We start from the raw sequence: 18,857 nt of genomic DNA, 5'->3' as shown, positions 1-18,857 counted from the left end.
CCCGATTATAAACGAGTTGTGACGGCGGAGACAGGGGTATTTTGTAGGATTTTGCGGGTTTTTGACGGGAAGATATGGAGCCTTGGGAGGACCTCTGGCACTGGCGTCACGCGTTCATTGTATGCGTGCTCCGAATCCGGCATGACAGCGGGAAATTCAGCTTCGGGAACGGCGGAATTCGCCGATCACGTCGACCGTTTGCACCACATTGACGAAAGCTTTGGGATCGATGCCGCGTATGATTTTGCGGAGCTCGGCGAGCTCGAATCTCGTCGTGACGGTCATGAGCATGTCCCGCTCTTCGCTGGTGAAAGCCCCGCGGGTTTTGAGGATGGTGACGCCCCGCGGCAGGGAAAGCAGGCGGGCGGCAAGCTCGTTCGCGCGATTCGTTACGATGAATGCCGTTACCTTGCGATGCGGCGTGTGAACGATGTCAATCACTTTGCCCGTTAAGTAAATGGAAAGCATAGAATAAAGAGCGGCGTTCCAACCGTTCTTGAGTAAGCCGAGCGCCGCGACGATGCCGGTATTGAGGACGACCACGAGGAAGCCGACGGCGACGTCGCGGGAACGGGAAATGATGGAGGCCACCACGTCGACGCCTCCGGAAGATCCGCCGTACCGAAGGGCGCCCGCCGAACCGATCCCGACGAGCATGCCGCCGAAGACGGAAGCCAGCAGCCGGTCGTCCGTCCAAGGATATACCGGAATCACCTGCAGGAACAAGGAAGTCGACAGCACGTTCACGATGCTGAGCGCGATAAAACGCCGCCCGAGCACCCGGTAACCCCAGTACAAAATCGGGACGTTCAGGGCAAAATACAGCCAGGCGATATTCCAGCCGCTCACATAGCCGAGGATCATGGAGATCCCGGACACTCCGCTGCTCAGCAGCTTGACGGGGATCAGCAGAAGGTTGAAGCCGAGCGCGACCGCCGCACCCCCGAGTACCATCACTATATAGGGACCTGCTCCGGCCAATTTGTCCAACCACTTCGGCATAAACGACCATCCTTTCCGGCGCGTCTTTCCCTTCCTAGATTTCCCCGGGGAAGAAGAGGCATGCGCGAAGCATTTTCATTGCGCTGGTGTTTGTGTTTTCGTTTGTGCTATAATGGACTGTATATTTTTTGGAAGCCGTGAAGAAGGCCCAATACAGAAGGAGTTTGAGAAATTGAGTACATTTAACGAATTTGGTTTGGATCCGGACGTCATTCAAGCCGTCTCTGAGATGGGGTTTGAAGAAGCGACGCCGATCCAGGCCAAGGCGATTCCCGTCGCTCTCGAAGGCCGCGACATGATCGGCCAGGCACAGACGGGGACCGGCAAGACAGCTGCATTCGGCATCCCTCTCATCAACAAAATTTCGGCATCGGAAGACCGCATCGTCGCGCTGATCATGGCGCCGACGCGCGAGCTGGCCATCCAGGTTGCGGAAGAAATCGAGAAACTCGGACGGTTCAAAGGACTGCGCTCCTTGGCGATATACGGCGGACAAGACATCAGCCGCCAAATCCGCTCTTTGAGAAGAAGGCCGCAAATCATCATCGGAACGCCCGGACGGCTGCTTGACCATATCAATCGCAAGACGATCCGCTTGGATGACGTTCAGACGGTGGTCCTGGACGAAGCGGACGAAATGCTGGACATGGGCTTCATGGAGGACATCCAATCCATCCTGAAGCTGGTGCCGGAAGAGCGGCAGACGCTGCTGTTCTCGGCCACGATGCCGACGAACATCCAGAGACTGGCTCAGCAGTTCCTGCGCAACCCGGAACATATCTCCGTCATTCCGAAGCAGGTCAGCGCTCCTCTCATCCAGCAATTTTACATCGAAGTCCAAGAACGCATGAAATTTGACGGCCTGTGCCGGCTGCTCGACATGGAACCGCCGGAGCTCGCGATCATTTTCGGACGCACGAAGCGCCGCGTCGCCGAATTGTCCGAAGCGCTGGCCAAGCGCGGCTACGCTTCCGACGGCTTGCACGGCGACCTGTCCCAGAACCAGCGTGACGCGGTCATGCGCAAGTTCCGCGACGGCAGCATCGACGTGCTCGTGGCGACGGACGTCGCGGCCCGCGGCCTTGACGTCAGCGGCGTGACGCACGTCATCAACTTCGACCTGCCGCAGGATCCGGAAAGCTACGTTCACCGGATCGGCCGGACGGGACGCGCGGGCAAGGAAGGAACGTCCTGGACGTTCGTGACGCCGCGCGAGATCGACCATCTGCACTTCATCGAGAAAATCACGCGGCACCGCATTTCCAAGAAGCCGCTCCCGACCCTTTCCGAGGCGATGGAAGGCAAACAGAAAGTCGTGGCCGAGCGCATTTTGGAAACGGTCAAAGGAACTGAAGATGAAGTGAATCCGTACAAGTGGGTAGCGATGCAGCTTCTCGAACAGTACGATTCCGTCCAATTGCTCGCGGCGGCGATGAAGCTGCTGACCGGTGACAAGAAAGACGTCGAAGTCGAGCTCACGCCGGAAGATCCGATCCGCGGCAAGAAGCGCAAGTTCGACGGCGGCCGCGGCGGCTACGGCGGAGGCCAAGGCAACCGCCGGTACGGTCAAGGCGGCCAAGGCGGCGGCAACTACGGCGGAGGCGGCGGTTACCGCGGCGGCCAAGGACGCAGCGGCAACTACGGCGGCGGCTCGGGCGGACAGCAGCGCAAGCCTTACGGCGGCGGCGGCGGAAGTCGGCCGTACCGCGAGGACGGCGGCTATCGCGACGGCGGATCCCGCGGCGGACGTCCGGAACCGCGCAAATCGAACAGCGAAGATTACGTGAACATCTAAGAGATCAAGCCAGGTCGTCGGGGAGGAAAACACGGTGGAAATGCGGGGCATGATGGGCGGATTCTACAAGATATCCGAATGGATCATGAGGCTGGCCGTAATCAACGTATTATGGCTCCTCTGTTCCGTGCCGTTCTGGCTGGTCGGTCTTACGGGATTCATGAACATGAACGCCGCGACCGACGAAGCCCAAATCACGGGGCTGCTTCAAACGACCGTGATCCTGATGGCGATCCTGTCCCCTTTTACCTTTTTCCCGGCGACCTCGGCCATGTTCTCGGTCGCCCGGAAATGGGTCATGGGAGATACGGACGTTCCGCTTTTGAAAACGTTCTTCCGGAATTATAAACAGAATTATAAGCAGGCGATGATCGGCGGCATCCTGTATTCGTTGATTTCGACCATCCTGATCATCGATTACCGGGTTTATCTGACGAGGATCGAGAACCTGCAGATCGTCGCGTATCTGTTCATCGCGCTGATGCTGCTCGTCGTCGTCTCGTTACACCATTTTTTCTCGCTGTTGTCCCATTTTCACATGAAAACGACGCAGCTGCTCAAAAACGCACTCGTGTTGACGATCGGCCGTCCGATCCGCTCCGTCATCATGACGCTGGGCACCGTGGCCATCCTGTTCATCAGCACGAGGTTCACGTTCCTCATTCCGTTCTTTTTCGGCAGCGTCATCGCGACGTTCACGTTTTACAATTTCAACCTGATCATCACCAAAATGATGGCCGGGAACGAGGCGTTGACCGAAGAGCAGAATGGTTCGCTGGAGGAAGATCAGGAAACAAAAAGCTAGGACGGCCGGGTTGCCTCTGCGGGGGTTACGGCTTATAATGTATCTATATCCTGCGATGTACGTTACGGCGCACAAATGTTTTGAACCAATGCTGTTTCCAAGGGAGTTCAACATTGCCCGGCCTCTGGCAAGCCCCCGAAAAGGGTAGCCAAACTCCGGAGCTGCGGACACCCACCTGCCAAGCGGGTTCAGAAACAAGCACGTCGGACGGCATAGGCGGGTTTTTTCTTTTTCGGATGCGGTCTATAAATCTGTGGGCAACCATGGTATCATAGAGTATGACGCGCAATTGCACCGAGAGGGAGAGAGTGTATTGCTGAAGCGAGTGTTGGTCGGTTTGCTCCGAAGTCATGAACATACCGGCGACAAAGCGAAAGATCCTAAGCTGAAGTCCCATTACTACAGGCTGTCCAAAGATCGCGCATTCGAGGAAGTCGGCTCCGTGCTCAAGAAGATGCAAGGCTACAAAGTGCTGCACGAAGTGCCGAACATCGGCGAAATCGTCATGGAGAAGAAAACGATGGCCGGACGAACGATGGACATTACGATCCAGATCGTCGGCACGTCGCCCGGCAATTCCGCCGTGGACATCTATTCCGCCTCCCGAGGGTCGCTTGGCGATCTGGGAGCGAACTACCGCGTCATTCAGGAGATCTACGGCGTGCTGGACAAGAAGTTGTCCTCCTATCGCGCGTGACTCCGCAACCCATAATTGCGACAAAATAAAAGCGAGGAAGGCGCTGGGCCTTGCCTCGCTTTTCTCATGACCATAAATCCGTCGGGTCTTACAGAAGTTCTTTGACGGCTGCGATCGCCGCTTCGTAGTTCGGGTGTTCCGTCATTTCGGGAAGCACCTCTACATAGGTGATTTTGTCGTTCGCGTCGACGACGAAGATGGATCTCATATCGAGTGCGAATTCCTTGATCAGGACGCCGTAGGCTTGTCCGAAGGAATTGGATTTGTAGTCGGACAACAGCACGACGCGGTCCACGCCTGCGGCGGCGCACCAGCGGGATTGCGCAAACGGAAGGTCGGCGCTGACCGTCAGGACGATGACGTTATCGCCCAGCTTGGCGGCTTCCTCGTTGAAACGGCGGGTTTGGGCGTCGCATACGCCGGTGTCCACGGAAGGGACGACGCTGATCAGCTTAACCTTGCCGGCATAGTCTTTCAGGCTGGCGGTTTCGAGCAGGTTTTTGTTCAACGTGAAGTCGGGAGCCTGGTCGCCGACTTTCAGTTCGGGACCGACCAAGGTAATTGGATTTCCTTTGAATTTCGCGGCGCGTTCTTGTGCCATTTGGAAAATGCCTCCTTCATTGAATAGCCTTGCGGATATCATTATAATCGTTTAGGAACGTCAAAGTCCAATCGGACGAACGTCAACGGAAAGGGTGCAATCAAGAGGTGGAACTCAGGCAGCTGCAATATTTCGTGCGCGTGGCCAGGCTGCAGCACGTCACCAAAGCCGCAGAGGAGCTCCATGTGGCGCAATCGGCCGTCAGCCGGCAAATCCACAGGCTCGAGGAAGAGCTCGGCGTGCATTTGTTCGTGCAGAAGGGTCGCAACGTTCAGCTGACTCCGGTCGGGCAGCTGTTTTTGAGGCGCGCCGAATCGCTGCTGACCGATCTCGATCGGGCGGTTCTGGAAATCCAGGAATTCCTGGATCCGGAGGCGGGCGAAATTCGTCTCGGATTTCCCCATAGCTTGGGCTACCACCTCATTCCCCGCGTCGTGGCCGCCTTCCGCAAGCTGCATCCGAACGTCAAGTTCCGGTTTCGGCAGGGCATGTATGCTTCGCTGATCCGCGACGTCGTCGATGCGGAGATCGATCTGGCTTTCATATCCCCGCATCCGGACAAGCACGATCATGTCACGGGCGAAGTCGTGTTGACCGAAGAACTTTTCGCGATCCTTCCCGAAACCCATCCGCTGGCGCTTGAGGTTTCGATCGACTTGGCCCAGTTGAAGGATGAATCGTTCGTATTGTTCAGTCCCGGCTACTCGCTGCGATCCCTCGTATGGGAGGCCTGCAAAAACGCCGGTTTTACCCCGCGCATCGGGTTCGAGTCGGAAGAGACGGACACGATCCGCGGTCTCGTGGCGGCCGGGATGGGCGTCAGCCTGCTGCCGGAAATGGCCCTCTATCAGACGAGCGCGATGATGCCTGCCGTCGTGAAGGTGAAAAGCCCGCACGTGACGAGAACGATCGGATTGATCCGCCGGGAAGGCGAGAAGCTTCCGACTGTCGTCCAGATGTTCCATTCCTTCTTGCTCGACTATTTCCAAAACGAATATACGCCGAGATGAGCTCCATCGACGCCGCATAAAAAACGCCTGTTCCGAGAATTCGGAACAGGCGTTTTCGGTTTATAAGGGGTTCTTGTTAATCGTCACGGCTATTGGTGAAGAGCCAAATATACTTGACGAGCTCAAGCAACGAGATCAGCGCCGCCGCGACGTACGTGAGCGCCGCCGCGTTCAGCACTTTCGCGACGCCCCTCTCTTCTTCGTGGGAGATGAACCCTTCGGCAACCATCAAGTCGCGCGCACGGGAGCTGGCATTGAATTCTACCGGCAGCGTGACGAGCTGGAAGGCGACCGCGGCCGAGAAGAAGATGATGCCGAGCCCGACGAGATTCAGGGCGTGGAACAGGAATCCGGCGAGCAGCAGGAACGGCGCGATGCCGGATGCGATGCGGACGACCGGGAACATCCGGTGACGGAGCACGAGCATCGGGTAATGCTGCTGATGCTGGATCGCATGGCCGACTTCGTGGCAGGCGACGGAAATCGCGGAAATCGAATTTTCGTAGTAAACGGGTTCCGAGAGCCGGACGACGCGGGCGACCGGATCGTAGTGGTCGGACAGGCGGCCGGGTACGGGCTCGATCGGCACGTCGTGCAAGCCGTTGCGGTCGAGCATCCGCCGGGCGGCGTCATATCCGGTCATGCCGCTCATCGCGCGCACTTCGGACCACTTGCTGAAAGTCCCGCTGACTCTGAATTGCGCCCACAACGAGAGCAGGAACGCGGGAATGATCAGAAAATCGATGGGTGTGAAAAAGATCATCGAGTGTTCCCTCCGAGTTTGAATTTCAGGCTCACATGAGGTTGCTTTTCCCCAGCAGAAGCAGCAGAGCTTCGACGCAGGCCGCGGTTTGGGGCGTGATGGCCCGGAAAAGCCGTTTGGCTTGCGTAGGCTTGAGCTGGTCCAGCACGGGCTCAAGCTCCTTCACTTCCCTTTCGAGCATCGTGAGATGGCTTTGGAGGTCCGCCAGCTTGCGGGTTACCTGCTCATCCGACGTGACCCGGCCCAGGGAGGAGAATTGCTCGCGGATTTCTTCCAGGGAAAACTTCTGTGCCTTCAAATATTCAATACGGCGGATCCTCGATAAGGTTTCATCGTCATACAGACGGTAGTTCCCGTTGGAACGTTTTGCGGGAGCCAGCAGCCCTAGTCCCGTGTAATAGTCGATCGTACGCGGACTCACGCCGGATAGCCGGGATAACTCCCCGATCCGGTAAAGCCGATGCTGTTCGTTCGGTCCGTGTCGCATACATCGCACCTTCTTTCGGTCAGTCTCATTAATCTTTATGATACTCAAATCCCAACCGTACAGTCAAACGTGATGCTTTGGCTTCAAAGCCCAAAAAAGCCAGTCTCAAAGCTCATATGGAATATAAACTAACACAAATGATTATTTTTAACGCGTCGATGGTATCGTTGGAGCTATCTGTTCTGTACTGACGTTAAGTATCTTTAGCTTAAATCTGATCCAGTTCTGAACATTCCATACCTTTTCCGGGGTTAATGTTAGGTATTCTGCGAAAATAAAGCGAAAAATAACAAAAATCATATTGTCAAAACTCACGCAACCTCCTATAATGACATCAAGCCTTTCTTAAGATGTAATGAAATATGACAATTGGGAGTTGGTCGGAATGGTGAAGAAAAGTTTGATTGCATTGGGAGCGCTGTTGGTTCTCTTCCCGACAATGGCGTTTGCGGAAGACCCTTCCGCAGCTACCCTGAACATGGGACTAAACGCTTTGTGGATCATGGTGGCGGGCGTGCTTGTTCTTCTAATGCAAGGGGGCTTCATCCTTCTTGAAACGGGCTCGACCCGCATGAAGAACGCCGGTCACGTAGCGGGCAAAACGATCTTCACCGTAGGTTTGTGTTCCTTAATCTACTGGGCGGTCGGATACGGTTTGTCGTTCGGTACGGAAGCGTCCGAAGGCTTGAACAAATTCATCGGCATCGGCAACTTCCTGTTCGATCCGTCCATCTCCGCGGGAGACGGTGAGAACTACCCTTCCACGATCTTCTTCGTGTTCCAGCTGGCGTTCGCAGCCGTATCGCTGTCGATCGCATGGGGCGGGTTCGCGGAACGCGCCAAGCTGTCCTCGTACTTCATTTACACGATCCTGTTTTCTTCCGTCGTGTATCCGGTCATCGCGCACTGGATTTGGGGCGGCGGCTGGCTGGCTGCGGACGGCTCGCAAGACTACGCGGGTTCCACGGTCGTTCACCTGACGGGAGCCATGGGCGCATTGGCGGCTACGATTCTGCTGAAGCCCCGTATCGGCAAATACAACAAAGACGGTTCCGCGAACCAAATCGCCGGTCATAACCAAGTTTTCTCCGCTTTGTCCGTTCTGCTTCTGTGGGTCGGTTGGTTCGGATTCAACGCCGGCAGCGCACTTTCCGTAGGCGACGGTTTCTTCGGCTACGTAGCGTTCAACACCCAGCTCGGCGCTGCAGGCGGCGCAGTCGCGGCCATGCTGATCTCCTGGATGTTCAGCGGCAAAGCCGACATTCCGACGACGCTGAACGGCGCATTGGCCGGCTTGGTCGCCATCACCGCATCCTGTGCTTACGTTGAGCCTTGGGCTGCTGTCGTTATCGGATTGATTGCAGGCGTATTGGTTTACTTCAGCGCGAAGTTCTTCGAAAAGATCCGCGTGGACGATCCGATTTCCGCCATGTCCGTACACGGCGCGGCAGGGGTTTGGGGCACGCTGGCGAATGGTATCTTTGCAACGGAAGAATTGGCCGGCAAAGTCGGCGTCGGTAAGGCCGGGCTGCTTTACGGCAGCGGCGGCGAGCAACTGTGGGTGCAATTCGAATCGGTCGTCGTGTGCGGCGCTTACGCTTTCGCGGCATCGTTCGTTCTGCTGTGGATCATGAAAAAAGTCATGGGCTTCCGCGTAACGGAAGAGCAAGAAATCATCGGTCTGGACTTGAGCGAACACGGCTCTTACGGTTACCCGGAGCACCTCAAGAAAACGGGCACGAGTTCTATGTAAGGATATCGAACGCCGGCAAGCCAGGGATCATGGGAGGTCATCAGCTGTCATGTCGAGCCGCAGCGGAGAGAAAAGTCACCCGGCCATTCAAGCCGCGAAAGACGTGAATGCCCTTAGAACCATCAGGGAAACGGAGCAGCAACGGTTATCGGAAGCGCTGGCCGCTGAGCCCTTCCTCTCCGTGGCCGAATCGCTTAGCGCCATTCATGAAGCGCTGGTCTCCCGGACGCTCGAGCTTGCGGAACAAGAAATGGCACGGTTGGGGTTTACGGCCCCTCCCGTGCCTTACGCGTATATGCTGTTCGGCAGCGGAGGCAGGGAAGAGATGACGTTCTCGAGCGACCAGGACAGCGGAATCGTTTACGGGAATCCGGAGTCGGAAGACGAAGCGGCTTCCTGCGAAGCCTATTTCGCCCGGTTCGCGGAGGAGGCCGTAAAACTGCTGATTGCGCTGGGCTATCCGCCTTGTGAAGGCAATGTGATCGCCTCCAATCCGCAGTGGTGTCTTTCCCTTCGGCAATGGGAGGAGAAGGTGGACGGCTGGTTCGCGGATCCGAGCTGGGAGAACGTGCGGTACCTTCTGATCGTGGCGGACGGCAGAACCGTAGCGGGAGACGAGAGACTCGCCGATGGCTTAAAGGATCGATTCCGTACCGACATGCTCCAAAATCCCGTCATCACGCGCAGGATGATGGAGAACACGCTGCGCCATAAGGTGTTGGTCGGCATTTTCGGGCAATTGCTTCGGGAAAGGTACGGCGAGAACGCGGGCGGGCTGGACATCAAATACGGGGCTTATATTCCGATGGTGAACGTGTTCCGGTTGTTGGCCTTGCAAGCAGGCATCCGCGCCGCCGGAACGCTTGTCAGAATCGAGGCTTTGCGGAGCGCCGGCAAAATCTCGGAGCGGGAGGCGGAGGAAGCGATATCTGCATTTACGCTTGTCATGAAGCTGCGCTTGCTCACGGCGGCCCGCGTCGAGGGCACGCAGTGGATCGGCAGCGGCAAAGTGCCCAAGGAACAGTTGACGAAGGAGCTGGCCCAATCGCTCAAAAGAGCGTTGAAATTCGGCAAACGGATGCAGCGCAGAGTGGAACGCGAAATGCAAGACCGCTTCGGCGGGAGGTGAGCATCGTGAAAGAACCGAAAGGCAATTCGCCGATGGGTCGGATGTGGCATTTGTACAAAATGGGGGGCATCACTCCGGCCATCGCGTCGATGATGGGTTCATCCAACGCGCAGCAGATGGCGTTCATCCGTTCGATGTCGCGGGAGCAGCGCAAGGAAAATACGCTGGACACGCCGCTCGCGGATCTCGAGGCCGTCGTGTTCGATTTGGAAACGACCGGTTTTCATCCTTATAACGGTGACGAAATTATATCCGTAGGCGGCGTGCGCATTAAAGGGGGGGAATTTGAAGAAGCGGAGCCCTTCTACCGGCTCGTCAACCCGAAGCGCAAAATCCCGAAGCACATCGTCGAACTCACCGGCATCACGAACGAAATGGCCGAAAAGGGCGAAGACTTGATGCAGGTGCTTCACGATTTCATGGATTTTACGGGGAAACGGGTATTGATCGCGCACGGGAGCGGGCACGACAAGCAGTTTTTGAATTCCGCGCTGTGGCGGACGACGAAAATCCATCTTTCGCACCGGGTGCTGGATACGATGATGATCGCCAAATGGCTGGATCCCAAACGGGGCGAATACGGTCTGGACGGGCTGCTGGAAAGCGGCGGGATCCCAATCACGGAACGCCATCACGCGCTTCACGATTCGGTGATGACCGCCAAGCTCTATTTCTCGTTTTTGAAAATGATACGTTCCCGGCAGCTCGTTACGTTAGGCGATCTTTATGCGTATTTAAGCCGTCACTGACGCTCAAGTGAAGCCTTTCCCAACCGGTGTCCGGATGGGGGCCGTAAACGGCGATATCGCATTCGTTCTCAGTGCCGCAACCGACAATCCAATAAGTGCCTCCCGGCGGCATGCCCGAGACGTCCGCTTCACTCGGATGGACGGTGCCGTTCGGGTGCGAATGAAAAAAACCGACGATTTCGCGTTGGTTTTTTTGCGCTTCATAACCGGCCCGAACCCAATCCGCGGGATCGAACGAGAAGGAACGGCGGGGATCGATGGAAACGTTGCGAACGACGGAGAAACCGTCGACTGCCGTACCGCTCCCGGAGGAGCGCCCGAACAACACGCCGCAAGTTTCGTAAGGGAGTCGCCTGCGGCACGCCTCCTCGAGCTCGGATTTGATTTTCTCCGTGATGAAAGCCTTCATCATGATCCCTCCCCAGTCCAGTATGGGGGATAGGGGCCGGGCAGGCAACGTTATTGCACTTTTTTGCCCGGCTTGACGAGGAAGAAGACCAGCCCGAGCGCGATCAGCGAAAGCGTGGAAACCGTAATGAATACGACTTGATAGGAGATGCCCATCAGCCAGCCGAACAGCGGCGGACCGAAAGCGACCCCGAAAAACCGCAGGCTGCTGTACAGCGAGGTGATCATGCCCCGTTCGGATTTCTCCACCGCGCCGGTGATCATCGTGTTCAGGCAAGGGAGAAGCAAGCCGGTGCCTATGCTGCTTAGCGTAAGGAGACCGACGAATACGTACAGATTCTTGTTCAGCCAGATGGCAAGGCCGAGCGAAATGACCATCAGCACCAAACCGATGTTCATCAGCCAGCGCATGAGCACGCCGTTTTTGCGGATGACCGTTCCGGTAATGTAAGCCGTGGCCACCATGCCGAACAGCGGAATGGCGAGCACGAACCCTTTCCATACGCCGTCGATCGAATAGGGCGGCTTTTCCAAAATGTTGGACAGGAAGAACAGTACGCCGAACAAAATAAACAAAGCCAACGAGCCGCTGAAGAACGAGGATATCAGCCAGCGCCCATCCTTGGCGAATATTTTCTTGACGGAAGCGACGTATTGCTTTATCGGTTTCGGCTCCGCCGTGCGTTTGGGCTCCTTGATGAGAAAGATCATCGCAAGCAGAGACAGCAGGCAGAACGCCGGAAACGCGAAAAATGCCGCATACCAAACGAGCAGGGCCAGCAAGGCTCCCAAGATCGGGCTGACCACTTTGCCGGAGCCGTTGGAGGCTTCAATGAGGCCTAGCGCCTGGCTTTCCTTGCTGTCCTTGTACAGGTCGCCGACGAGCGCCATGGCGATCGGTGCGGTACCTGCGGCGCCGATCCCTTGTATGGCCCGCGCGGCAATGAGTACCGTGTAAGAGTGCCACACGGCGCCGAAGCCCGCCAGGATCCCCGCGCCTCCGTAAATGATCAGCGAAGGGATGATGACCGCTTTGCGGCTGAACCGGTCGGATAAATAGCCCGCGAAGGGGATGACGATGGCCGCCGCCACCGAGAACAGGCTGATGACCAAGCTCGATTGAAACTTGGAAATGCCGAGCTCCCGCTGCATCGTGGGAAGGATGGGGACCAGCATGGAGTTGCCCAGCACCATCACGATCGGTACCGTCGCCAGCGCGATATACTCCCAAACATGTCCTTTACGGCCGCCTTTGGCCTTGTCCTTCTGCTTCGGCTTCTCGTTCGTTTCCGAAACGTTATCGTCCCCCATGTCGCTCGTGAAGGTGACCCGGAGCTTCCGTTTCGTTCGGGCTGCGTCCATTTCGGCTCCTCCTTGTCGTTCGCGGTGCGAAGTCATTCCATGCTTTAAGGTATCCCTTGCGGAAGCGGGCCATTCGGCACCGGGATTGGTAAGTCCGCGGGAGTTGGGGTAAAATAGGTAGATCAACTTCGTAAGCATGACGAAAGAGCGAGGCGTTTTTCGATGAAAAAGAACTGGGTGATCCTGATCGCCGTCGTGATTGCGGTGGCCGCGGTTTTGCTTGGCAATAAACTCGGGGATAACAAAGGTTCTCCCGCCGCATCCGGTATTTCCGAACCGCAGCCTGGGGCTTCCCCCGCAGCGTCTTTGGATCCCGCAGCCCCGAAAAAAGGTTCCGCTGCGCCGGCGTTCGATCTCAGTACGCTGGACGGCAAGCAAAATTACAGCGTGGGCGGCGCCCGCGATAAAGTGCTCGTCGTGAATTTCTGGGCTTCCTGGTGCGGTCCCTGCGATCTGGAAGCGCCGGATTTGGTTACCCTTTATGGCAAGTACAAAGACAAAGTGGATCTTTACGCGGTGAACGCCACCAATTACGATCGGCTGAGGAACGCGAAGGAATTCGTGCAGGAGAAAGCTTTTACGTTTCCGGTGCTCACCGATGCGCAAGGGACGGCGGGAGACGCGTACAAAGTGTTCTCTTATCCGACGAGCTTCATCGTGGACCGTAACGGCAAAATCCTCGAAAGGATCGAGGGCGTCATTCCGCTCGATACTTGGGAGAAATATTTGGACGACGCGACCAAAGACGGATAAACACAAAAAAATCCATCCCCAATGGGGATGGATTTTTTGTTAGGTGCAATCGGAAGTCGGGAATTATAAGTTAACCAAGCCGAGCTCTTCCCTCGGGATATCCGCCAAAGCGTCCTTTTTGACCATGCCGAGCAGGGCGTAACGGATGGAGTCGATCAACGCTTCCCAGCTCGCTTCGATGACGTTGGACGAAACGCCGACCGTATTCCACGTGTCCTTGAAATCCGTGGACTCCATAAGCACGCGGACTTTCGCGGCGGTCGCGTCTTTCTCGTCCAATACGCGCACTTTGTAATCCGTGAGATGGATGCGGTTGATGTCCGGGTAAAACTGCATAAGCGCTTTGCGGAGCGCGTTGTCCAGCGCGTTGACCGGGCCGTTCCCTTCGGCGACCGTGTATACCTGCTGCCCGCCTACGCGAAGCTTGACGATGGCTTCCGACACCATGCCGGCTGCGGTTTTCTCCACCATCATTTTGAAGCTTTCGACGGTGAAAATATCCTGCGTGTCGCCGAAGGCGTCGCGCAGCAACAGCTCCAGGGAGGCGTCCGCGCCTTCGAATTGGTAGCCTTGATGCTCCAGCTCCTTGATGCGGTCGATGACGATGCGGGACTTCGCATGCTCGGGATTCACGTTTAAGCCGAGTTCCTGGGCTTTGGAGAGAATGTTGCTCTGACCGGCCAGCTCCGACACCAGAACGCGCTGCTTGTTGCCGACGAGCTCGGGCTGGATATGCTCGTAAGTTTTGGAATCCTTCATGATCGCGGAGACGTGAATGCCGCCTTTGTGGGCGAATGCCGCGTTGCCGACGTAAGGCTGGTTGACGGGCAAATGGGCGTTGGCGAGCTCGCTGACGTAGCGGGCGACGCCGGTCAGCATTTTGATCTGTTCGTCGCTGACGGCGCGGTAACCCATCTTCAATTGAAGGTTGGGGAGCACGGAGCAAAGGTTGGCATTGCCGCAGCGCTCACCGTAGCCGTTGATCGTTCCCTGGACTTGGCGTGCGCCAGCCGCCACAGCAGCCAGCGAGTTCGCCACCGCCAGCTCGCAGTCGTTGTGCGTATGGATGCCGATAGGAGCGTTGATTTCGGATACGACTTTCGAAACGATCTCCTGGATCTCGTTCGGCAAGGTGCCGCCATTGGTGTCGCACAGAACGATCCAAGCGGCTCCTGCATCCCTTGCTTTCGCCAAAGCGGCGAGCGCGTATTCCGGGTTCGCTTTGTAGCCGTCGAAGAAGTGCTCGGCGTCGAACAGCGCCTCCATGCCGCGGTTGCGCACGTAAGCGAGAGATTCGTAGATCATGGCGAGATTTTCTTCCAGCGTCGTTTGAAGAGCGGTGTGAACGTGGAAATCCCACGTTTTCCCGACGAGCGTCGCGGCCACGGCGCCGGATTCCGTCAAGTGCTTCAGGTTGATGTCTTGCTCGCACGAAGAATTCTTGCGCCGGGTGCTTCCGAAAGCGGTCAGCTTGGCCTTGAGGTTCATCTCCCGGATCCGCCGGAAAAATTCGATGTCCTTGCTGTTGCTGCCCGGGTTGCCGCCTTCTATATAGTGTACGCCGAGGGCGTCGAGCCTCAGGGCGATTTTGACTTTGTCTTCTGCGGTCAGGCTGATGCCTTCGCCTTGCGTACCGTCGCGGAGCGTCGTATCGAAGATAGTGATTGGTGTTGGCGTGCCCAAAACGAACTTCCCCCTTGTTCATCAAACAGGTGAAACCATTATAGCACGGGTTGACGCAAATGTAGAGGGCACTGGACTGCGTTGCGCCCTTCGCGCGCGGGCATTTATAATGGAATTGCCGAATGGATGTTCGGGCTGAAAGAGGAGGGGCGGCCGTGAGCGAAACGCGGAGGAGATATATTCTTCATATCGACATGAATGCGTTCTATTGCTCCGTGCATGCCGCCGAGCAGCCTGAAATGTACCGCGGCAAACCGACCGGCGTCGCCGGCAGCGTGGAGCTGCGCAAGGGAATTCTGGTCACGAGTTCTTACGAGGCGAGGGCGCGCGGAGTCCGAACCGGCATGACGGTGAGGCAGGCGACCGCGCTGTGCCCGGAGCTGATCCTCATCGCGCCGAACTTCGATCTCTACCGCAAATACAGCCGGGGATTCATGAAGATCGCGGGCAACTATACGCCGCTGGTAGAAGCGGTATCCATAGACGAATGTTTCCTGGATGTTACCGGAAGCGGCCAGTTCGGAACGCCTATCGAGATCGCCGAGACGATCCGGCGGCGCGTCCGGGAGGAGCTGTCGCTGCCCTGCTCCATCGGGGTCGCGCCGAACAAGCTGCTCGCGAAAATGGCCTCCGACATGCGCAAGCCCGATGCGGTCACCGTGCTCCGGCGCCGGGACGTTCCGACACTGCTGTGGGGCAAACCCTGCCAAACATTGTACGGAATCGGCGCGAAAACCGCGGAGAAACTAGGGAGGCTCAATATCCGAACCATCGGGGAGCTTGCGGCGGCGGACGAACGGATGCTGACCGAACGATTCGGCGTGTACGGCGCTTGGATGAAGCGTGCCGCGCACGGGCTGGACGACGCGCCGGTGCAGCCGCTGTCGGAAGCGGCCAAGTCGATCGGGCATACGACGACGCTGCCGGCCGACTTGACGGAGCGGGAACAATACCGCCGCGTGCTGCTCAACCTGGCCGATCAGACGACCCGCCGGCTCCGGCGGCAGAGTATGATGTGTTCCACCGTGCAGATCACGATCCGCGACCCGTCCATGAAAACGATCACGAGAGCCGCAGGGCTCAGCGTACCCACGGACGCCTCGGACGACGTCTATAAGGTTGCCTGCCGATTAATGGATGCGAATTGGCAAGCCGGAGATCCCGTGAGGCTGCTCGGCATCACTTTGCAAGGGCTGTCTCCGAAACAGGAGACAGCCGTACAGCTCGATTTATTTTCGTATGAAGAAGCTCCCAAGAAAGATAAATTGGTTACGGTCATGGACCGTCTTCGAGACAAATTCGGCGAAGGCGCCGTACTTACTGCGGGGATGTTGAGCGACGATCCGTCCTCGCTGATCCGGAACAAAAAAATACGCGGAACCTCTCTCGAAAAGGACTTTCTGAGGGAGCCGGACCCGGACGCTGAGAATCGTTATTAAGAGCGGAAAACGAACGGTTTCATCTGCATTTTCGTTTGATCTTGGAATGGTTTTGTATTATATTGGACAGTGGAAGGTTTATGTTGATGCAGAAACCGACGGATCAGAATTTAGGAGGGTAACCGATGGCCAAGTTTACTTGGGTAGAGAAAGACACTTGCATCGCATGCGGCGCTTGCGGCGCAACGGCTCCCGACATTTACGATTACGACGATGAAGGACTTGCCGAAGTCATTTTCAAGGGTGACGGAAACCACGGCAACACGGAAATTCCGGAAGATTTGTACGACGATTTGCAAGATGCGGCAGACGGCTGCCCGACCGATTCCATTAAAGTAGCCGACTCTCCGTTTAACATGTAATATCGCATACGCAAAGAGCCCCCGCTTAGGCCAATCGGCCCAGGCGGGGGCTTTTTGTCATGTGCTTTATGACCGTCGTCATATTCCGTCATTTTTTTCGGTTATTTCAACAATATATTAAGCAAATAAGCTATAATCGGTATCAGATTGGCATGTTTTACATAGGGCGGGATAACCATTGAGGGAAAAAATTAAAAGAATCGCCATCGTGCTGAACGTGGTGGTTCTGATCGCGATCGGATTGATCTATCAAAGCCATTTTCTTCGCAGTATCGACAATCTTTTGCTTGATTACAACATGGTGAAAGCCAAACACGGCCAGCCCAACGAGAATATCGTCGTCGTCGCGATCGATGACGAATCCCTGCAAGATTTGGGCCGATTCCCCTGGGACAGGGCCGTTTACCCGCAATTCCTGGACATGATTAACCAACCGGGGAACGAGCCCAAAGCGATCGCGTTCGACGTTCTCTTTAATGAAGAGTCGAACCCGGACAGCGACGCCGCTTTCGCGGACGGTCTCTCCCAATACGATAACGTGATTTTGCCCGTCATCGGGAATACGGAAGGCGACGTTTTCAATACGATCACCGTCAATCCCAAGGAATGGCCGACCGTATACAGCGTCAGCAAGCCGATCCCATCGATCGCCGAGCATGTTCAGCTTGCCAACATCAACCGAGTGATCAGTAACGATGCCGTCATCCGCCAAACCTGGCTGAAAATCAAGACCCAGGACGGAGAGGTCATTCCGTCCCTGGCGTACAAAGCGGCCCAGATGTATGGTGCGGATTTGAGCAAATACGACGCCCTGACGGATCCGAACACGGAACCGGGCAAGAAGTCGGCCAAGAATACCGTCACCATCGATTACCAGAACGTCACGAGCGACTTCATGACCGTCGGCTTCAGCCGCGTGCTGAATGGGGAAATCGATCCGAGCGTGTTCAAGAACGCGATCGTGTTCGTCGGTTTCACGGCAGTGGGCTTGTCCGACGATTCCGGCCAGGACAGCGGAACGACGCCGATCGAGAAGAACATGAAACTCGTGTACGTGCACGCGAACATCGTCGATCAGCTGCTGAAAGGAACGACGGTGAACCACACGCCGGTTTGGGTCGAGATGTTGGCAGGCTTGATTCTTTTCGCTTTGTTCATTCTCATTCCGTGGCGAATGAAAAATATCTACTCGATCCTGATCTTCCTGGTCGTCATCGCAGGTATCCTGTACGGACAGTACATGTACTATCAGGAGTCGACGACGATTATCAAAACGGCGGACATCATTCTCGCGATTACGCTCGCCTACCTCACGAACGTTTCTCTCAAATCGTACCTGGAAAGCACGCAGAAAAGCTTCGTGACCCGCCAATTCGGTCGTTACATTTCGCCGGATCTCGTCAAACAGATCGTGGCGCAGGATATCGACATCAAACTCGGCGGCGACTCCAAAAACATCACGATCCTGTTCCTGGATATCCGCGGCTTCACCCCGTTGTCGGAGAAGCTGACGCCGCCTGAGCTCGTCGATACGCTCAACACGATGTTCAACATGATCACCGAGACGACGCTGCGCAACCGCGGAACGATCGACAAGTTCATCGGAGACGCGGCCATGATTCTGTTCAACGCCCCGCTCGACGTGGAGAACCACCCGGTGATGGCGGTGAAAACCGCCTATGAAATCCAACAATCGATGAACAAGATTCGCGATGAAATTCTCGAGAGATACGGCGTCGAAGTCAATGTGGGCATCGGCATCCATACCGGCAACGTCGTCGTCGGCAACATCGGCTCCTACTTGCGCGTGGATTACACCGCCATTGGAGATAACGTCAACATTGCCGCCCGGATCGAATCGCAAACGAAGAAGGGCCAGATCCACGTTTCGGAGCACGTTTACGAGAAAACGAAGGAATACTTCCTCTTTAATGAGGGAGAAGACCGGATGTTCAAAGGAAAGTCGCACCCGATTCGCGTTTACGAGGTTTTAGGAAGACTGGAAGACGCGCCGGCCATCCAAGAAGCCGCCGCAGCGAAAGAAGATTAAGAGGGTAGG

Annotated in this window: 18 protein-coding genes and 1 other RNA gene; 12 read left to right on the top strand and 7 right to left on the bottom strand. The window is 56.4% G+C overall.

Annotation, left to right across the window (positions count from 1 at the left end; all coding sequences use genetic code 11):
* Positions 1-156: 156 nt before the first annotated feature.
* The gene (locus EAV92_RS11535; RefSeq protein WP_123041223.1) at positions 157-1,002 is read right to left on the bottom strand and encodes a YitT family protein; all 846 of its coding nucleotides are present in this window, start codon (positions 1,000-1,002) and stop codon (positions 157-159) included.
* Between the two features lie 172 nt (positions 1,003-1,174).
* On the opposite strand from EAV92_RS11535, the gene cshA reads away from it, so the two are divergent.
* The 4 genes from cshA to EAV92_RS11515 all read left to right on the top strand — a co-directional run bounded on the left by cshA (position 1,175) and on the right by EAV92_RS11515 (position 4,299).
* Positions 1,175-2,797 (top strand): degradosome RNA helicase CshA, encoded by a 1,623-nt coding sequence (cshA, locus tag EAV92_RS11530; protein ID WP_123041222.1) that lies wholly within the window; start codon positions 1,175-1,177, stop codon positions 2,795-2,797.
* A gap of 40 nt (positions 2,798-2,837) precedes the next feature.
* Positions 2,838-3,602 (top strand): YesL family protein, encoded by a 765-nt coding sequence (locus EAV92_RS11525; protein ID WP_241158556.1) that lies wholly within the window; start codon positions 2,838-2,840, stop codon positions 3,600-3,602.
* A 44-nt stretch (positions 3,603-3,646) separates the two neighbouring features.
* Positions 3,647-3,829, top strand: a non-coding RNA gene (gene ssrS, locus EAV92_RS11520) — 6S RNA.
* 86 nt (positions 3,830-3,915) lie between these two features.
* Positions 3,916-4,299, top strand: a complete 384-nt coding sequence (locus EAV92_RS11515) for a DUF1499 domain-containing protein (protein WP_123041220.1) — start codon at positions 3,916-3,918, stop codon at positions 4,297-4,299.
* Positions 4,300-4,387: 88 nt separating this feature from the next.
* Here EAV92_RS11515 and tpx read toward each other — a convergent pair whose 3' ends face one another.
* Entirely contained in the window at positions 4,388-4,900 is a 513-nt protein-coding gene (tpx, locus tag EAV92_RS11510) for a thiol peroxidase (RefSeq protein WP_123041219.1), read from the bottom strand.
* Positions 4,901-5,007: 107 nt separating this feature from the next.
* Here tpx and gltC point away from each other — a divergent pair, with 107 nt between their 5' ends.
* Complete coding sequence (gene gltC / locus EAV92_RS11505) at positions 5,008-5,910, top strand: glutamate biosynthesis transcriptional regulator GltC (RefSeq protein WP_123041218.1); 903 nt, start codon at positions 5,008-5,010, stop codon at positions 5,908-5,910.
* A gap of 76 nt (positions 5,911-5,986) precedes the next feature.
* Here the strand turns inward: gltC and EAV92_RS11500 are convergent, their stop codons facing one another.
* The gene (locus EAV92_RS11500; RefSeq protein WP_123041217.1) at positions 5,987-6,673 is read right to left on the bottom strand and encodes a zinc metallopeptidase; all 687 of its coding nucleotides are present in this window, start codon (positions 6,671-6,673) and stop codon (positions 5,987-5,989) included.
* A 31-nt stretch (positions 6,674-6,704) separates the two neighbouring features.
* The gene (locus tag EAV92_RS11495; RefSeq protein ID WP_123041216.1) at positions 6,705-7,160 is read right to left on the bottom strand and encodes a MerR family transcriptional regulator; all 456 of its coding nucleotides are present in this window, start codon (positions 7,158-7,160) and stop codon (positions 6,705-6,707) included.
* A 385-nt stretch (positions 7,161-7,545) separates the two neighbouring features.
* Between EAV92_RS11495 and EAV92_RS11490 the strand changes: the two genes are divergently transcribed.
* From EAV92_RS11490 to EAV92_RS11480, 3 genes are read left to right on the top strand one after another with little or no spacing between them, the layout of a single operon-like run.
* Entirely contained in the window at positions 7,546-8,913 is a 1,368-nt protein-coding gene (locus tag EAV92_RS11490) for an ammonium transporter (RefSeq protein ID WP_123041215.1), read from the top strand.
* 49 nt (positions 8,914-8,962) lie between these two features.
* Positions 8,963-10,042, top strand: coding sequence for a DUF294 nucleotidyltransferase-like domain-containing protein (locus EAV92_RS11485; protein ID WP_123041214.1), 1,080 nt, complete (start codon positions 8,963-8,965; stop codon positions 10,040-10,042).
* A 5-nt stretch (positions 10,043-10,047) separates the two neighbouring features.
* Entirely contained in the window at positions 10,048-10,791 is a 744-nt protein-coding gene (locus EAV92_RS11480; protein ID WP_206424304.1) for an exonuclease domain-containing protein, read from the top strand.
* Here the strand turns inward: EAV92_RS11480 and EAV92_RS11475 are convergent.
* Positions 10,751-11,200 carry a M67 family metallopeptidase gene (locus tag EAV92_RS11475; protein ID WP_164472738.1) on the bottom strand — a complete coding sequence of 150 codons (450 nt, stop codon included), beginning with the start codon at positions 11,198-11,200 and terminating at the stop codon, positions 10,751-10,753. The two genes, EAV92_RS11480 and EAV92_RS11475, sit on opposite strands and share 41 nt — an antisense overlap.
* A gap of 50 nt (positions 11,201-11,250) precedes the next feature.
* Positions 11,251-12,561 carry an MFS transporter gene (locus tag EAV92_RS11470; RefSeq protein WP_123041212.1) on the bottom strand — a complete coding sequence of 437 codons (1,311 nt, stop codon included), beginning with the start codon at positions 12,559-12,561 and terminating at the stop codon, positions 11,251-11,253.
* Positions 12,562-12,723: 162 nt separating this feature from the next.
* Here EAV92_RS11470 and EAV92_RS11465 point away from each other — a divergent pair, with 162 nt between their 5' ends.
* Positions 12,724-13,314: a TlpA family protein disulfide reductase gene (locus EAV92_RS11465; RefSeq protein WP_123041211.1), complete on the top strand. Its 591-nt coding sequence runs from the start codon at positions 12,724-12,726 to the stop codon at positions 13,312-13,314.
* Between the two features lie 63 nt (positions 13,315-13,377).
* Here the strand turns inward: EAV92_RS11465 and cimA are convergent, their stop codons facing one another.
* A complete protein-coding gene (cimA, locus tag EAV92_RS11460) occupies positions 13,378-14,997 on the bottom strand; it encodes a citramalate synthase (RefSeq protein ID WP_241158511.1) in 1,620 nt (539 codons plus the stop codon).
* A gap of 155 nt (positions 14,998-15,152) precedes the next feature.
* On the opposite strand from cimA, the gene EAV92_RS11455 reads away from it, so the two are divergent.
* The 3 genes from EAV92_RS11455 to EAV92_RS11445 all read left to right on the top strand — a co-directional run bounded on the left by EAV92_RS11455 (position 15,153) and on the right by EAV92_RS11445 (position 18,848).
* On the top strand, positions 15,153-16,436 hold the full coding sequence (locus EAV92_RS11455; protein ID WP_241158510.1) for a DNA polymerase IV: 1,284 nt from the start codon (positions 15,153-15,155) through the stop codon (positions 16,434-16,436).
* A gap of 125 nt (positions 16,437-16,561) precedes the next feature.
* Positions 16,562-16,798: a ferredoxin gene (locus EAV92_RS11450; protein WP_123041209.1), complete on the top strand. Its 237-nt coding sequence runs from the start codon at positions 16,562-16,564 to the stop codon at positions 16,796-16,798.
* 178 nt (positions 16,799-16,976) lie between these two features.
* Positions 16,977-18,848 carry a CHASE2 domain-containing protein gene (locus tag EAV92_RS11445; RefSeq protein ID WP_123041208.1) on the top strand — a complete coding sequence of 624 codons (1,872 nt, stop codon included), beginning with the start codon at positions 16,977-16,979 and terminating at the stop codon, positions 18,846-18,848.
* Positions 18,849-18,857: the final 9 nt, after the last annotated feature.

The organism is Cohnella candidum (assembly GCF_003713065.1).
Classification (GTDB): Bacteria; Bacillota; Bacilli; order Paenibacillales; family Paenibacillaceae; genus Cohnella; species Cohnella candidum.
Note: the sequence above shows the minus strand (reverse complement) of the source record. Positions and strands in the feature narration are given on the sequence as shown.

Coding starts and splice junctions, on each gene's coding strand:
- EAV92_RS11535 (WP_123041223.1), bottom strand. CDS start 1,002: ATGCCGAAGTGGTTGGACAAATTGGCCGGAGCAGGTCCCTATATAGTG.
- EAV92_RS11525 (WP_241158556.1), top strand. CDS start 2,838: ATGCGGGGCATGATGGGCGGATTCTACAAGATATCCGAATGGATCATG.
- tpx (WP_123041219.1), bottom strand. CDS start 4,900: ATGGCACAAGAACGCGCCGCGAAATTCAAAGGAAATCCAATTACCTTG.
- EAV92_RS11500 (WP_123041217.1), bottom strand. CDS start 6,673: ATGATCTTTTTCACACCCATCGATTTTCTGATCATTCCCGCGTTCCTG.
- EAV92_RS11495 (WP_123041216.1), bottom strand. CDS start 7,160: ATGCGACACGGACCGAACGAACAGCATCGGCTTTACCGGATCGGGGAG.
- EAV92_RS11490 (WP_123041215.1), top strand. CDS start 7,546: ATGGTGAAGAAAAGTTTGATTGCATTGGGAGCGCTGTTGGTTCTCTTC.
- EAV92_RS11485 (WP_123041214.1), top strand. CDS start 8,963: ATGTCGAGCCGCAGCGGAGAGAAAAGTCACCCGGCCATTCAAGCCGCG.
- EAV92_RS11475 (WP_164472738.1), bottom strand. CDS start 11,200: ATGAAGGCTTTCATCACGGAGAAAATCAAATCCGAGCTCGAGGAGGCG.
- EAV92_RS11470 (WP_123041212.1), bottom strand. CDS start 12,561: ATGGACGCAGCCCGAACGAAACGGAAGCTCCGGGTCACCTTCACGAGC.
- EAV92_RS11465 (WP_123041211.1), top strand. CDS start 12,724: ATGAAAAAGAACTGGGTGATCCTGATCGCCGTCGTGATTGCGGTGGCC.
- EAV92_RS11450 (WP_123041209.1), top strand. CDS start 16,562: ATGGCCAAGTTTACTTGGGTAGAGAAAGACACTTGCATCGCATGCGGC.